Annotated in this window: 16 protein-coding genes and 1 pseudogene; 8 read left to right on the top strand and 9 right to left on the bottom strand. The window is 68.4% G+C overall.

The window, feature by feature from the left end; genetic code table 11:
* Positions 1 to 7: 7 nt before the first annotated feature.
* Positions 8 to 532 carry a helix-turn-helix transcriptional regulator gene (locus T333_RS29020; RefSeq protein ID WP_496426477.1) on the bottom strand — a complete coding sequence of 175 codons (525 nt, stop codon included), beginning with the start codon at positions 530 to 532 and terminating at the stop codon, positions 8 to 10.
* Positions 533 to 904: 372 nt separating this feature from the next.
* Here T333_RS29020 and T333_RS29015 point away from each other — a divergent pair, with 372 nt between their 5' ends.
* Positions 905 to 1882 (top strand): glycosyl hydrolase 53 family protein, encoded by a 978-nt coding sequence (locus T333_RS29015; RefSeq protein ID WP_496426476.1) that lies wholly within the window; start codon positions 905 to 907, stop codon positions 1880 to 1882.
* 139 nt (positions 1883 to 2021) lie between these two features.
* Here the strand turns inward: T333_RS29015 and T333_RS29010 are convergent, their stop codons facing one another.
* Positions 2022 to 3728 carry an aldehyde dehydrogenase family protein gene (locus T333_RS29010; RefSeq protein WP_496426475.1) on the bottom strand — a complete coding sequence of 569 codons (1707 nt, stop codon included), beginning with the start codon at positions 3726 to 3728 and terminating at the stop codon, positions 2022 to 2024.
* Positions 3725 to 3940 (bottom strand): annotated as a pseudogene (locus T333_RS29005) (GMC oxidoreductase); the annotation flags it as partial. The gene T333_RS29010 and the pseudogene T333_RS29005, both read right to left, overlap by 4 nt.
* Before the next feature lie 285 nt (positions 3941 to 4225).
* Between T333_RS29005 and T333_RS29000 the strand changes: the two are divergent.
* The gene (locus tag T333_RS29000) at positions 4226 to 4777 is read left to right on the top strand and encodes an RsbRD N-terminal domain-containing protein (RefSeq protein WP_496426474.1); all 552 of its coding nucleotides are present in this window, start codon (positions 4226 to 4228) and stop codon (positions 4775 to 4777) included.
* On the opposite strand, the gene T333_RS28995 is transcribed toward T333_RS29000, so the two are convergent.
* The gene (locus tag T333_RS28995; protein ID WP_496426473.1) at positions 4759 to 5469 is read right to left on the bottom strand and encodes an alpha/beta fold hydrolase; all 711 of its coding nucleotides are present in this window, start codon (positions 5467 to 5469) and stop codon (positions 4759 to 4761) included. The two genes, T333_RS29000 and T333_RS28995, sit on opposite strands and share 19 nt — an antisense overlap.
* Before the next feature lie 140 nt (positions 5470 to 5609).
* Here T333_RS28995 and T333_RS28990 point away from each other — a divergent pair, with 140 nt between their 5' ends.
* Positions 5610 to 5828, top strand: a complete 219-nt coding sequence (locus T333_RS28990) for a hypothetical protein (RefSeq protein ID WP_355002639.1) — start codon at positions 5610 to 5612, stop codon at positions 5826 to 5828.
* An 84-nt stretch (positions 5829 to 5912) separates the two neighbouring features.
* Here T333_RS28990 and T333_RS28985 read toward each other — a convergent pair whose 3' ends face one another.
* The 4 genes from T333_RS28985 to T333_RS28970 all read right to left on the bottom strand — a co-directional run bounded on the left by T333_RS28985 (position 5913) and on the right by T333_RS28970 (position 9837).
* Complete coding sequence (locus tag T333_RS28985; protein WP_496426472.1) at positions 5913 to 6719, bottom strand: SGNH/GDSL hydrolase family protein; 807 nt, start codon at positions 6717 to 6719, stop codon at positions 5913 to 5915.
* A 67-nt stretch (positions 6720 to 6786) separates the two neighbouring features.
* On the bottom strand, positions 6787 to 7923 hold the full coding sequence (locus T333_RS28980) for a 2Fe-2S iron-sulfur cluster-binding protein (protein ID WP_357255011.1): 1137 nt from the start codon (positions 7921 to 7923) through the stop codon (positions 6787 to 6789).
* Between the two features lie 13 nt (positions 7924 to 7936).
* Positions 7937 to 9424 carry a phytoene desaturase family protein gene (locus tag T333_RS28975; protein ID WP_355002636.1) on the bottom strand — a complete coding sequence of 496 codons (1488 nt, stop codon included), beginning with the start codon at positions 9422 to 9424 and terminating at the stop codon, positions 7937 to 7939.
* Positions 9421 to 9837, bottom strand: coding sequence for a nuclear transport factor 2 family protein (locus T333_RS28970; RefSeq protein WP_357255008.1), 417 nt, complete (start codon positions 9835 to 9837; stop codon positions 9421 to 9423). Before T333_RS28970 ends, T333_RS28975 begins: the two co-directional genes overlap by 4 nt.
* A 125-nt stretch (positions 9838 to 9962) precedes the next feature.
* On the opposite strand from T333_RS28970, the gene T333_RS28965 reads away from it, so the two are divergent.
* From T333_RS28965 to T333_RS28945, 5 genes are all read left to right on the top strand, one after another.
* Positions 9963 to 10526 (top strand): PadR family transcriptional regulator, encoded by a 564-nt coding sequence (locus tag T333_RS28965; protein WP_357255006.1) that lies wholly within the window; start codon positions 9963 to 9965, stop codon positions 10524 to 10526.
* A gap of 90 nt (positions 10527 to 10616) precedes the next feature.
* Entirely contained in the window at positions 10617 to 11555 is a 939-nt protein-coding gene (locus T333_RS28960; protein WP_357255004.1) for a GlxA family transcriptional regulator, read from the top strand.
* A gap of 83 nt (positions 11556 to 11638) precedes the next feature.
* A complete protein-coding gene (locus T333_RS28955; RefSeq protein ID WP_357255002.1) occupies positions 11639 to 12793 on the top strand; it encodes a DJ-1/PfpI family protein in 1155 nt (384 codons plus the stop codon).
* Between the two features lie 106 nt (positions 12794 to 12899).
* On the top strand, positions 12900 to 13370 hold the full coding sequence (locus T333_RS28950; RefSeq protein WP_357254998.1) for a GNAT family N-acetyltransferase: 471 nt from the start codon (positions 12900 to 12902) through the stop codon (positions 13368 to 13370).
* 133 nt (positions 13371 to 13503) lie between these two features.
* Complete coding sequence (locus T333_RS28945) at positions 13504 to 13968, top strand: ATP-grasp domain-containing protein (RefSeq protein ID WP_357254996.1); 465 nt, start codon at positions 13504 to 13506, stop codon at positions 13966 to 13968.
* A 70-nt stretch (positions 13969 to 14038) separates the two neighbouring features.
* Here the strand turns inward: T333_RS28945 and T333_RS28940 are convergent, their stop codons facing one another.
* Complete coding sequence (locus tag T333_RS28940; RefSeq protein WP_355002629.1) at positions 14039 to 14377, bottom strand: histone-like nucleoid-structuring protein Lsr2; 339 nt, start codon at positions 14375 to 14377, stop codon at positions 14039 to 14041.
* Between the last annotated feature and the right edge of the window lie 444 nt (positions 14378 to 14821).

Below are 14821 nucleotides of genomic sequence, written 5' to 3'. Positions count from 1 at the left end.
CGCCATGTTACGAGGGCGGCGGGACGAGTCCGAGGTAGTGGGCCTTGCGCAGGGCCGCGACACGATCGTGCACGCCGAGCTTGCGGTAGAGGTTCTCGGTGTGTTTCGTCGCCGTCGCCGGCTTGATGCCCAGCCTGGTGCCGATCGCGTGCGCGGTCAGACCTTCGCACAGCAGCGTCAGCACCGCCCGCTCCCTCGGCGTGATCTTGTAGTCGGCCGGATCGGCGAGGGCGGGGCGGGCGAAAGCCGCGGCCTCGTGCGCTTCGACGGTGTCGAGCAGCGAACGGGCGAGCGCGGCGTATTCGAGGTCGCGCTCGCTGAAACCGCGTCCGCTGCGGCTCATGATGACCCCGCGGATCCGTCCGGGTGCGGAGCCGAGCGGCAGCGCGAGCTGGCGGTCGATGCCGATGGCGTCCTTGCCCGCCCGGTAGGCCTCGCCCTTCCACCAGCGGTCGTCGGCGACCTCGTCCATCGTCAGCGGCGTCCGGTCCCGGGTCCGCGCGTAGTGCCGCAGCAAGCGGTGGCCGGCCACCGACGGACGCACCCTGAATCTCGATGATCCCGAATACGGCGAAGCCGTCCGGGACTTCGGTCCTTGGGCGGCGTTGGAGGCGCGTCACATGTGCGGCTCGACGCGTACCGTCTCGTTCCCGCTGTCGTGCGCCATGCCGGGGCGGAATCGAGTATCGGGAACAGTCGTCATCCGCGTGCCAGGTTCAGCTGCCGACTCCTTCTCGGTCTGGATTTCGACGACGGGACATATGGATCGGGCGGCTATCCGAACGTGGAACCCGCCGCGACCGAGCCGCTCCGAGATTCCGCGGCACGACACCAATCCCGGTGCGTGTCCGATGTTTTCCACGGAGTCGATGTGTCGCACTGTCCGGATCGGCGAGCGTCCGCGGTGACGACGACGCTCGCCGAGCACGGTGTGAACAGCGTGCGATTGAGCATCTGGGTGGACGACAGGTCGCCGATGAACCTGGCACGTGCGATCCATCTGGCGCGGGCGGCCCGATCCGCCGGGCTCGCGGTGTGTCTCACGCTGCACTACTCCGACACCTGGGCCGACCCTGGCACACAGGTCAAGCCCAGATCGTGGGCCGCGCTGCCGATTCGCTCGCTGATCGAGGAAGTCCGGCGTTACACCCGGGATGTCCTCATCGAATTCCTGCGGCACGGAATTCGGCCGGCGATGGTCCAGATCGGCAACGAGATCACCAATGGGATGCTCTGGGCCGAACCGGGGCAGGACCCACGCGGCGGCGCGCGGCTACATCCCGCAGCCGACGACGGGCGCGAGTGGAATTCGGCCGATCAGTGGGTGATCCTGTCCGAAATCCTGCGCGCGGCGACAGCCGGTGCGCGGGAAGCCACCGACTCCGCACTCGTCTCCGTTCATCTCGACCGGGGCGCCGATGCCGAAGGCGCGGAGTGGTGGTTGCGGTATGCCGACCATTTCGACCTCGACTACGACGCCGCCTCGCTGTCGTTCTACCCGCTGGCCCACGACGACGCCACGATCGCGCGTCTGAGCAAACTCGAAGCGCTCTGCTCATCGCGACCGGACAAACGACTCTTGATAGGCGAGACCGCATACCCCTTCCGTCCCATCGTCGGCCACGACCGCGTCTACACCGACACCGAGCGGGAGTTCCCGTTCGACACCCGCGGCCAACACGAATACCTTCGTTCCGCCCTGTCCACCGTGCGGGAATTGTCGACCGGATGCGGATTGTTCTGGTGGGGAGCGTGGTTCCTCGACGACAGCGTCGAACCCTCCGTCGACTACTTCCGCGCCCACGCCCTCTTCGACCCCCGCTGGCGCCCCCCTCCCAGCCCTCGCGGCTTTCGGAGAACAACTCTGACCCGCCGCCCATGACCGGAATAGATCGGTCACGACTCGGCCGACACGGTGTCTCACCGTGTCGGCCGAGCGTGGGTGTCGCGTCGCCTGACGGGCGCTGTCGGACGAAGTCCGTGCTCCGCCTACGCATCGCCGAGCGAAGGCGGAGGTACGCCTAACCGCGGAGCGCGGAAGCGAAGATGCCGGGCAGGGCGGCCACGCTGGGCTTCTTCGCGAAATCGGTCAACCGGCGCAGCGTGGTGGCGCCGGTGCGGTTCGTCACGAACCACGGGGGCTTCGGCGACAGCGTGAACTCACCGTGCAGCACCGAGCGCGGCGACGGCCGGAACGGTCCGCGGACCACGGTGCGTTCGGGGTCGGCGATCAGCAACGCGTTGTGCACCACGCCGATTCCGCTCTGCACGTCGTGGACGCTGTGCCCGGGGAAGGCGCCCCAGCTCGCCCGGGCCGTGAGATAGCCGAGGCCGGTCCAAGCGTTGATCGCCACGGTGCCGTAGCGCAGTGTCGCGACGGCGGTGTCGAAATCGGCGCCCAAGGACTTCATCGTCCGAGGATGGGCGATGATGTTGGCCCCGAGCGTCCCCTCGAACTCGTCGTTGCACACTCGCACCGCCTCGGCGAGGAATTCCGCCGCGGTTCCTGGGATCTCGATGACCCCGAGAACCGGTGCGAAGTACTCGGTATGCAGCGCGGGTTCCGATTTGGTCGGCGCGAGACCCGTGATGAGCGTGCGTTCACCGTGCGCGCCGAGCTTTTGCGCTTCGGGGTATTCGGCTCGTGCCGCGGCCACCCGCTGCGCCGATCCGGGATAGTAGGCCTTGCGCGCGGGCGCGCGGTTCATGGCGGCTCGCAGCTCGTCCAGGAACTGTTGCTTCTGCGGCCAGTCCGCGCTGACGACCGCCACCTGGGCGGCGACGCAGTTGTAGCCGTTGTTGTGCAGTCGCTGGGTCGCCAGGTGCTCGGCCTGGAACCGCAGATCGGCGCGCGACCATCGGCCCGGCACCACGATGGTCGGCGAGACGCCGCCGAGCTCGCTGGTGATGGGCTTGTTCAGCAACGGCTTTCGCGCGGCCTTGCGCCGGGCGCCGTCTTCTCCGGCGCCGAAGACGATCGCGTCGTGGGTCAGCGCGCTGCCGGTCATGTGCACCGACTCGACGTCGGGGTGGTGCACCAGTGCGGTGCCGATGTCGGCGCCGCCGGTGACGATCCGCACGAAACCGCGGGCGATGGCCGGAGCGAAGATCTTCTCGAAGACCGGAAGCAAGGGGTCGGTGATCGGGTTCAGCTTGAGCACCACGACCCTGTTGTCCGCGTAGAGCTGGTACAGCACGTCCAGCGGCGCGATGGAGAAGATGTTGCCCGCGCCGAGGACCACCGCGATGCCGCCGGTCCGTTCGGGTGTGCGCTGCCCCAGTCCGGCGCGCGCCCGCACCGTGGCGGCGTCCACGCCGGGCTTCGACCACACTTGAGCGCTGAAACCGTTGAGCAGCAACCGGTCGAAGCCGCTCGCCGGGAAGACGTCGACCGCGGTGCGGTTGCCGGGCGCCTCGTGGATCCGATATCCGTCGACCGGACTCGCGCCGTCTTCGAGAGCGGCCAGCGATTCCGCGAGAGCGGCCGCGCCGGTCAGCAGCGAGTACGGGCCGCTGACCCATTCCTCGCCGAGCAGCGGGGAGTCCGCGGCCAGACCCTTGATCCCGGCGGCGGTCTCCACCCATTCCCGCGCGAATTCCGCTGTGGCGGCGTGGATCTCCTCCAGCAGCTGCCGTCGGCCGCGCAAGGGTGTCCTGCTCCATTCGATCTCGCCGAGTCGCAGGGCCGCGATCGCCGAGTCGATCTCCTGTGCCGTCGTCATCGTCATCGTGCGGATCCTTCCGATTCGAGCTCCTCGGCGATCATCGCGGCGGCCTTCTCGCCGATCATGATCGTCGGAGCGTTGGTGTTGCCCCGCACGACGCTCGGCATCACCGAGGCATCGGCGACCCGCAGGCCGCGCAGGCCGAACACGCGCAGCCGGGGATCGACCACCGCGCCGATCGCGCAGGTCGAGGTGGGGTGGTAGAGCGTCTGTGCGGTGCGGCCCGCCTCGATCAACGCGACCTGGACGGCCGGGTCCTCGGACAGCCTCGCTGCCAGCACGGATCCGGCGGACCCCGCGCCTACGACGACGTAGTCGTACACGATCGGCACCTCTCTCGATTCACCATCGACCCGGCCCACGTATGGCCCAGGTCACTTTCGAGGTCGATCCTGCAATCAGTCCGAGGTGGCGCGCCATGGGCCGCAGCCAACGATTCCGCGCCCCGCGATGTGCTGCAGCACATCCACGGCGCTCACGGCGGTACGTATCATCGGTGCATGACGACGGTGATCGGATCGGTGCCCGAGGGGGCCGAGCTACTCGCCCGCGATCTGCTCGACCAGCTCGACCAGCTCACCGACGACCTGGTCGACCGAATCCGCGTCGGCGACGAGATCTATGCGGAATCGACATCGCTGACCGATCAGCAGCTGCACAGCACGGTCCACGACAATCTCGCCGCGCTCCTCGGTCAGCTGTCGGGCACCGCGGCGCGGCGCCTGCATCCGGCGATAGTCGCGGGCCGGTTGAAAGCCGAGCTCGGGATACCGCTCGCGGCGCTGCTGCACGCGTACCGGCTCGCCGGTCGGCTGATCTGGGAGCGATCGTTGCGCGGCGCCGCGCCGAGCACCCAGGACTGTCTGCCCGCGCTGGGTTCGGAGATCTGGCGGCTCGTCGACGACTACTCCAGCGCGGCCGCCGACTCCTACGAGCACTACCTCGCCGACCGTGTGCACCGCCGGTGCGCCGACCCCAAGGCGGCCGCCGAGCTGTACATCGCCCTGCGCGCGGCCCGCCTCATGGACGCCGATCACACCGCGAACCCCTGAACCTGCGCGCGGCAGACTCTCGTGACGACGTCGACCCACACGTGCGGATCGGTCGACCACAGGTTGTGCGCGACACCGGGCAGTTCCTCGAACCTGCCGCGCGGGACCAAGGCGGCGAGCTGCCGCAGCGGCCACGACGGCCGGATGTCGTGCTGCGCGGCGAGGAACGTCATGGCGACGTCGGAGTCGGCCAGTCTGCGCAGCAGATCGGGTTCGTGGATCCACTCCACGAACGACGCACTCAGTGCGGCGTGAACGCCTGGTTCCCAGTCGATTTCGATGTCGTCTTCCACATGTCGCAAGGACTCGTACACCTGGGACCAGGTGCGGTCCTTCTGCAAGCCGCGCCCCGCGACGCCGACCACGGCACGGACTCGGTCGGGATGATCCAGCGCGTAACGCACCGCCAGATCCGAGCCCCAGGAATGGCCAAGCACCACCCACCTGTCGACACCCGCATCCCGCCGCACCGCTTCGAGATCGGCGACCGCCCGAGCGAGATCGTGTGGTCCGCCCTCGGACCGCCCGACACCCCTCGGTTCCGGATACCACGCCCGCATCCCACGCGGCGCCAGCGCGTCGTCCTCCAGGTAATGAACGCACCCCGGCCCACCGGACAGCACCACGACATCCGGCCCACGTCCGGTGACACCGACATGCAGCAAGGACCCGTCATCCGCGGGCACCCTCATCGATCGCATTCCACCCCCTGGCGAAAGCACCGGTCTCGCCGCCTCGACCTTATCGCCGCGAATCGACCAACGCACGAGTACGGTGACGTCCGCCAGGGCAGTCGTCACCGATTCGATCGTGCGCGGAAAGGGAGATACCGATGAACAACAAGCGCTACCGGCAGCTGCACCGCTGGACGTCCATCGTCTTCACGACGACCGTCGTCCTCTGTTTCATAGCCGCCGCACTCGGGCTGACCGAGTCCGCGGTCTGGCTGTTCTACCTGCCGTTGCCCCCGCTCTTCCTGCTCATGGGCACCGGTCTGTACATGTTCGCGCTGCCGTACCGCGCGAAGCGGCGCCCGAACCTCGCCCAGTAGCGCCGATCGACCCGGTATCGCCGCCCGAGCCGACGATCAGTTCGTGTTCGGGGAACCGCCCCACGGCATGGACGGTCGCCGTGATCACGCCCGCGGTCGATCGGTGGTCGCGGCGTCCATACGGCGCCGAACCGCCAGCAGGTCGGGGCGTTTGGCGGTGCGGCCGTCGCCGGAGGAACGTCCAGTCAGCCGTCGCCCGAGCCAGGGACCGAGAAAGGTCGCGGCCCAACGTAATTCGCTCGCGGCGGTGGACAGCGCGGCGCGGGCGGGCAGCGGCGGCAGGGCTTCGGTCCAGCGGTCGTCGGCACCGGGCAGGCGCAGAGCGTAGGCCAGTGCGTCGGCGATGCGCTGATGCCCGATCGGGCCCGCGTGCAGCCGATCCGGGCTCCAAAGGCGGGGATCGGTGACGACGGCGTAGGGGGTCGTGTCGGCGACGATGACGCCGTGCCGTTCCGCGGCGGCACGAAGGCGCTGATTGAGCGCGGTGACCCGCCCGCTGATCGGACGCGCGAGCGGGGTGATGCGGGCGACGTCGGGGAAGGTCAGCGTGGCGACGACCGCGCCACTGCCGGTCAGCGCCGCGAACATCGCGTCCAGGTGTCCGGCGACCTCGTCGGCGTCGAATCCGGGGCGGAGCAGGTCGTTGAACCCGGCGACCACGGTGGCCAGGTCGGGCCGCAGCGCCAGTGCGGCGTCGAGCTGTTCGGCGCGCACCTGGCCTGCCAGTTTGCCGCGCACGGCGAGGTTGGCGTAGCGCAGTTCCGGTTCGATCGCGGCGAGCCGGTCGGCGAGACGGTCGGCCAGACCGCGCAGTCCGGTCCGGTCGTCGCCGTCGCCGACGCCTTCGGTCTGGCTGTCGCCGAGCGCGACATAGCGCGAATAGGCGGTCATGCGGCACGCTTCCCGCGCCGCTGTTCGTCCTCGCACCGGTGCGACAGCTCGGCCATCTTGCTCGCGCTCACAGGTCGAGCTCCACATCGCTGATCGGATAGGCGACGCAGGAGTGGGTGTAGTCGAACTGCGCGTCGGAGAGGCGGAGCTTGGCCTCCTCCGCGGTGTGTACCCGACCTTTCACGACGCGCACTCGGCACAAACTGCATTCGCCCGAGCGGCACGCCGCCTCCGGACGAAGATCGTTGTCCTCCAGAGCGTCCAGCAACGGACGATTGCGGGGAGTACGGAAGGACACAGTCCCGACGGTGACGGTGACCTCGCCTGCCGGATCGGCCTCCGCAGGCCAATGCGGTTGCGCGGTGGGATCGTTCGGAGCACCGTTGGCCTCGAAGCGGATGCGCTTGCGCGGCTGGCCGAGCGCGGTCAGCTGGGTGAGGGCGTAGGGGTAGAGGGCTTGCGGGCCGCAGACATAGACCATCCGGTTGTCGAGTGTGCCCGCGAGGGAGCCGATGGTGTCGGCGGTGAGAAACCCGGTGGCGCCGGTCCATTCGGCGTCGGGCTCGGCGATGACGTGGTCGACGTCGATGCCGGGATGCCCGGCGGCAAGCGCGTCCAGTTCGTCGCGGAAGATCACGTCGGCGGCATCGCGAGAGCCGTAGATCAGGTGGAAGGTGCGGTCGAGGCCGAGCTCGCCGATCTCGCGGATCATGCTCATGGCGGGCGCGACACCGGAACCGCCCGCGAGAAACACGACGTCGTCGCCGTGGAAGAGCGGGTTGTGATGGAAAGTGCCCATCGGCCCGGTGGTGGTGAGGACTCGACCGACTTCGACGGTGTCGATGAGCAGGTTGCTGACGCGGCCGCCGGGCACCCGGCGGACCGTGAGGTCGTAGTGATCCAGCCGGGTGGGGCTGGAGGAGATGGCGTACGGGCGGCTGGTGCCGTCGAAGAAGACGTTGACGTACTGCCCGGCCAGGAACGGCGGCAGCGGGACTCGGTCGAGACTCGTCAGCCGGAAAGTCTTGGTAGTCGGGGTTTCATCGATGATCGCGGTGACCGCCAGCCGCAGCCGCTTGGGGTGATAGGCGTCGACGGTGGCCCGGGTTTCGGCGAGGTGATCGCGGGTGTCGGAGATGCGGGAGTCGATCTCGGCGAGGATCTCGCTCGCGCCGTCGAATCGTTCGGCCAAGGGGTGTTTCACGAGAATGCTCCGTTCAGGCGGCTTTGGTGCGCAGCAGGCGGCGGGCGACGCGGGCGCCCGCCTCGAGTGTGGGTTGGAATCCGCCGATACCGGCCCAGGAACCGGCCAGATGCAGTCCGGGAACGTGGGTTCGGCGTTCGCTGTCGCGGAAAAGCCAGCCTTCGGTGGCGTCCTGGTCGTAGCCGTAGATCGCGCCGCCCGGGTGGCCGAGGTAGCGCATCATCGTCAACGGCGTCGCGACGTCGACCTCCTCGATGGCGTCGCGGATGCCGGGGGTGATGGTCTCGCACAGGTCGAGCAGAGTCTCGGCGTAGGCGAACTTGGTGCGCGCGTACTCCGAGGGGGCGACGTTCCTCCAGATGTCCGCGTATTGCAGCGTCATCAAGCTGACGTGGGTGGCGCCGGACGGCGCGAAGCCGATCGGTGCTACATCGTAAGAGCTGACGCAGATTCCACGCGCGGGTTCGAACGAGCGCCAGGCGTCGTAGGTGCGATCGTCGTCGGCGTCCATGTTGACGAAGGTGGTGCTCGTGGTGAAGCCCAGCTCCGCGGGAGTGGCGTCCAGGCCCATGTGCAGCACGAACCCGGAGACGCCGATTCGCCTGGTCGCCAAGTCTTCTCGGACCGCCGCGGGCATATCGATGCCCTCGAGCATTCCGTACGTGGTGGGCAGCGAGGCATTCGACACCACGTCGGGCGCGGTCACTTCGGTACCGTCGTCGAGCCGCACGCCGAGCACCCGGCCGCCCGCGGTGAGCACGGCCGCCACGCCGGTGTTGAACCGCACTTCACCGCCCGCGGCGAGGAAGGCGTCCAGGATGGCGGTGGACATGGCCTGCGAACCGCCGCGCACGTGCCACGGCTTGAACTCGAAGTAGGCGAACAGCGTCAACGCCAGGTCCTGGAAGCGCAGTTTCGACGGCGGCTGGCCGAGGTAGGTCCAATACATTCCGAGCGCGACCTTGATGCGGTCGTCGTCGAAGTATTCGTCCAGCACGTCCTTCAGCGGACGCAGCCCGTACCGGAACAGCACCGGATCGATCTGCTCGACCGGCATGCCGCGCATGGCGGCTATCTGCCAGAAGCTCACCTGCTTCAGCAGTTCGAAGAACTTCGCCGCCCGATCGCGGTTGCCGGGGAACTCCGCCTCGATGGCGTCGATCGCGGCATCCCAGTCGGCGGGCAGGGTCAGATCCAGCTGCCCGGGAATCACCGCTCGGTAGAGGTCGTGCTCCTGGACGAACTCCAGCTTGTCGGCGATGCCGAGCTGCTGGAACAATCCCTCGCGCAAGGAGATCGGCTGTCCCTCGACGCCGACACCGGACAGCTGGTGCAGCGCCACCTCGAACTCGAACCGGCCGCGGCGGAACGAGGTGCCACATCCGCCGGGGATGTTGTGGCGTTCCACCAGCAGGGTCCGCGCGCCCGCGCGTTGCAGCGTCGCCGCGGCGGTCAGACCGGCGTTGCCCGCACCGACGACGATGGCGTCGTAGTCGGTCATGCGCCGGTCGCCTCTCGCTGGAGTTGCGCGGTGGCTTCGGCCTCGATGCGTTCGAACTGCTCCCCCATGCGCGCCGCCAAGGCCTGCGCGGCGGAGAGCGGGCGCACCATGACCATGAAGTCGTCGATCTTCCCGTCCTCGTCGAAGTGCAGGAAGTCGCAGCCGGTCAGCTGCTTGCCGTCGACCGTGGCCTCGAACACGAAGGCGTGGTCGTGACCGTCGGCGTCGGCGATCTCGCGGACGTAGCGGAAGTCCTCGAAGACTCGGATCACCGCGCGCAGGATGGCCGCGGTGATCGCCTTGCCCGGATACGGCTTGAACGCCACCGGACTGGTGAACACGACGTCGTCGGCCAGCAGTGCCTCGATGGCGGCCTCGTCGCGGGCCTCCACGGCTGCCCGGAAGGGATGCATGTCCCCACCTTTCATATGCAACTAGTTGAGTACTACGTCCATGGACGATAATGATCCTGCGGATAGTTGTCCAGAGATGATTAGTAAATTATTTGTCTAGTCATTCCTGCTGGTATCTTGGGCTGATGGCGCTACGTAACGCGGTACTCGCGGCCCTGCTGGAAGGCGAGGCCTCCGGCTACGACCTGGCCAAGGGCTTCGACGCCTCGGTGGCCAACTTCTGGATGGCGACCCCGCAGCAGCTGTACAAGGAACTCGAGCGCATGGCGGCCGACGGCCTGATCGAGACCCGGGTGGTGCAGCAGGAACGCCGTCCCAACAAGCGCCTGCACGCCCTCACCCCCGCCGGACGAGCGGTCCTGCGCGAATTCATCGAAGCGCCCCCCAAACCCACCGCCATTCGCGACGAGATGATGGTGAAGGTGCAGGGCATGGACGTCGAGGACGCGCCTGCCGTGCGCGCCGCGGTCCTGGACAAACTGGAGTGGTCGAAAGCCAAGCTGGCCCGCTACGAGCGGCTGCGCACCCGCCTGCTGGCCGGCCGCAGCGAGCAGGCGTACCTCGAGGAGGCCGAGCGGGTCGGCCCCTATCTCACGCTGCTGCGCGGAATCTCCTTCGAACAGGAGAACATTCGCTGGAGCGAGTTCGCGCTCTCCGTGATCGACAAGAGGATCGCCGCGCACGCGTGAGCGCGGCCAGCGCACTGGAGTGCCTGATCCGTCCGCCGTTCGGCCGTGTTAGCCCTCGTCGGCGCAGGTCTTCTTGCTTACGTTGGGCGGGTGAGTACAGCGCGCAGAGTGGTCGTCCTCGTCCTCCCCCAGGTGAATTTGCTCGATCTCGCCGGTCCGGTGCAGGTCTTCGACGCCGCGACGGTGCTGGGCGGCGCCTACCGGATCGAGCACGTCGGCGCCGACTCGAGCGTGCGATCCGCCCAGGGATTGGTCCTGTCGGACCTCGCGCCGCTACCGACGACCTCGGCGGGCGATCTCGTTCTCGTTCCGGGGCCTCGCCTTCGAGGCGACCGCCCGCCGGTGTCGCGCAAGGTGACCGACTGGTTGCGGGCACAGGCCGAGCGCGGCGCGCGGTTCGCCTCGGTGTGCAGCGGCGCGGCCGCGCTGGGCGACGCCGGGCTGCTGAACGGGCGGCGGTGCACCACCCACTGGGAGCTGCTCGACGCGATGCGGGCGCGCTATCCCGCTGCGCGCGTGGCGGATTCGGTGCTCTACGTGCACGACGGGCCGGTGAGCACCAGCGCGGGAATCGCTTCCGGGATAGATCTGGCGCTGTCCCTTGTCGAACGTGATCACGGCGCCGCGCTGGCCGCCGCCGTGGCACGCCAACTGGTGGTCTATCTGCGGCGCGACGGTCGCCATGCCCAGCTCAGTCCGTTTCTGCGGGATCGGGCCCACCTGAACGAGGCGGTGCACCGGGTACAGGACCATCTGGCCCAGAACCTCGACTCCAGTCACACCCTCGCCGAACTCGCTGCCATCGCCCATCTTTCGCCACGCGGGCTCAGCCGTGCGTTCAAGTCCACGATCGGGATCACGCCGTTGGAATATCGCCAGCGGCTGCGTCTGGAGTTGGCCGCGAATCTGCTCGAACAGACGGATCTGACGGTGCAAGCCGTCGCCGCGCGGTGCGGGTTCGGCGATGCGCGACACCTGCGCCGGTTGTACGCGACCCGATTCGGTACCACTCCGGCGGCGCGGCGATGAGGAAGGGGCTGACAGCAGTGCTCGGAATCGTCCTCGCCGCAGCGACTTTCGCAGGCGTATGCGCGATCGGTGTCCATGTATCGATGTCTCGCAACTACACGATCGCTCCCGGGCAAGTTCCGGCGCCGCGTCCGCTCCCCGAGGGCCGCATCACTGTCGCGGTCGTACTGGGGCACCGCGGTTCCGTCGCGGCCGACGCGCTGGCGCCGTTCGAGGTGTTCGCGCGGTCGGCGGGGTTCACCGTGTTCACCGTGGCGGCGCATCGCACACCGGTCGCGCTGTCCGGCGGGCTGACGATCGTCCCCGACCGGACGTTCGACGACGCACCGCCCGCCGATGTCGTCGTCGTGCCCGCCGTCGCTGATCCCGAGGAATCCGCGGCGCGCCAATACATTTCGAATCGGTCCGGTCAAGGCGCGCTGGTGTTGAGCGTCTGCGCGGGCGCAAAGCTCGCCGCCGCGAGCGGGGTGCTGCGCGATCGCACCGCGACCTCGTTCTGGGATTCGATCGACGGCCTCGCCGACGCGTACCCCGACACCCGGTGGGTGGCGGGGAAACGCTATGTCGAGGACGCGAACGTCATCAGCACCGCGGGTGTCACCTCCGGCGTCGTCGGCGCGCTGAAGGTCGTCGAACGCCTCGCGGGCCGCCCGGAGGCCGCTCGGATCGGCGCGGAGGTGGCCTTTCCCGGCTGGACGCCGGAGGGGACGACCGACATTCCGGCGCACGGCAGGCGACTGTCCGATCTGCCCTACGTCCTCGGTGTGGCGTTCCCGTACTTCCAACCGCGGATCGGAGTCCGACTCGGTGACGGCGTCGGCGAACTGGACTTGGCGGCGGTGCTGGAGGTCTACGCGGGCAGCTCCTTCGCCGCGCACCTCGTCCCGGTGGGCGATACACCGCACGTCACCTCGCGCCACGGTCTCACCCTTCTCGCGCACACGGCCGCGCAGGTCGATCGGGAGATCCGCCCCGGAGCGGATCGCCGTCCGGGTGACTTCGCCTTCGACCCGGCGCTCCGGGACCTCGCGGCGCACACCGATCGCGCCACCGCCAGGGTCGCCGCGAAGTTCACCGAGTATCCGGACGCTCACCTACAGCTCGACGGCGCCGTATGGCCCTGGCGTCCAACTGTCCTGGCGGCTCTGACGCTGGTGGTGTCGATCGCCGTCGGCTGCACGCCCGCGGTCCTGCGCGCCGTGACGACACGTGCGAAGGGCGACACTCCCTACCCCTAGGACGTCCGCCGTCACCGGCTTCCCGAAGAGACGGAGCCGTTCCGGCAGCCTCGGGTGGTTCGCAAATTCCGTTGAACCCGCGGGCGTGGTGGGGTACGAAGAGCGGGTGAGCCCATCAGCCGTCGCCGAGCGAACCGTGGAACTGCGAAGGATCACCGCGGAGACCGTGTACGAAGTGTGTAAGCTCAGCGAGACGCTGTCGCCGGAGCAGCGGAAGATGGTGGCCGACAACGGCATATCGATCGCCGAGGCGCACTTCGCGGATGCCGCTTGGTTTCGCGGTATCTACTCCGGCGACGAGCCGGTCGGCTTCCTCATGCTCGACCTCGGTATGGACTTCGACGAACCCGGCGTGTCCCTGTGGCGCTTCATGATCGCGGGCCCGCACCAGGGCAAGGGATACGGCCGCCGGGCGATCGAGAGCCTGGTGGCGCACCTGAAAGCGCGTGGCACCAACACGCTCTACACGAGCTACGGCCTCGGCCCCGGCAGCCCGGAGGGCTTCTACCGGGCGCTCGGCTTCGAACCCACCGGTGAGTTGGTCGACGACGAAACCGAGGCCGTCCTGCGCTGGTGAGCGCGTTTCCCTCGCGGATCTGGATCACCGCTCCCCCGACCCCGGATTCCCGTACTCGAATATCGACGGCGCTTGTCGGTGCCGGACGGTAACTTCCCTCCTGACTTTTCGTGGGAGACAGTCGATCGGAAAGATGATGTTCAGCGTCGCGTTCCTGCAGTACGCCGGATCCGGTGCGATGCGGCACGAGGAGAAGCTGCTCGCGGAAGGGTTGGGTCGGCGCGGGATCCCGGTCCGGTACTACAGCGTCAAACATATCCATCGCAGACAGTTGCCGTTGGGACCGGAGACGTTCATCGCGGGCGATATGGACGCGATGCACGGCGCCATGCGGCAGCTGCGCATCCCGGTCCCGCGACCCGACGACTACCCGGAGAGCCTGCGGGAGTTTCTCCGGCGCAGGGTGTGGACGTCGACACTGGGCGAGATCGAGCGCGCGGTAGAGAACGGGTCCGCCCCAGCGGTATTCGTGAAGCCGTCGGAGCGGCGAAAGAGCTTTTATGGCGCCTATGACATTGCCGCGGACCACTACACGGAGCTGGTGCTACGGCGGTGGCGCGAGTTGGTCGAAGCCGCGCAGTGGGGACCTACCACCTGAACGGGGGCGACCCGCCGGTGACGGGACCGACCCTCCGCGACGACCCGCGGAGGGCGGACTCGCCGACGCCCTACGAAGCGGCCTTCTCGTACGCCGCGACGACCTCCGACGGAACACGTCCGCGGCTGGGCACCTCGAAACCGTTCGCCCGAGCCCACTTCCGGACCACGCCCGCCTCCGGCTTCCGCGCACCGCTCGGCTCGACGGGCTTGCTGCGGCGACGCCCGACCCGGCCGACTTGCCTGCCGAACGGCGTCCACTCCGCGAACACCTCCCGCAAGAGGGCCGCGTTCTCCTCCGACAGGTCGATCTCGTAGCCGACACCGTCCATGCCGAACGACACCGTCTCCACCGCCGGCGAGCGACCGTCGTAATCATCGACGACCGTGACTACCACTTTGCGTGCCACCGAACATCCACTCCCAACTCATTGAACCGACCGACCGTCCCCTGACGAATCGGGAAAGCAACGCAAACCAGACAGGGCGAAACCGCCACTGTCCCGGACCCCTCATCCAGACGCAGGATGGTACGCGCGTTCTTCCGCTCCGCAGAATCGAGGCCGCTGGCAGTGGCTCGGAGCCCGGCGCTCGGCGCGTCTCGTCGTACGCGTGCCGGTGTGAGTTGTTGCGCTGCAACAGGGTTATCGGAGGGCCGCCGCTGGCCTGCTCCGATTCCGCCAGGCGCGTTCAGGTGTAGCGGCCGGGTCCACCGGTCGGCCCGTAGTGGGACAGTGAGGTTTCGGGGCGGTTCAGGGCGCGGCCCACCGGCAGGGAACCCATACGCGTGATTCGCACTCCACCGTCTCACCGATAAGGGACAGCCGAAATACATCGTCGCAATTTCACCGGCA

It is taken from the genome of Nocardia sp. CNS-044, assembly GCF_059570515.1.
The sequence above is the reverse complement of the archived record's forward strand: the minus strand, read 5'-3'. Positions and strand labels throughout refer to the sequence as shown.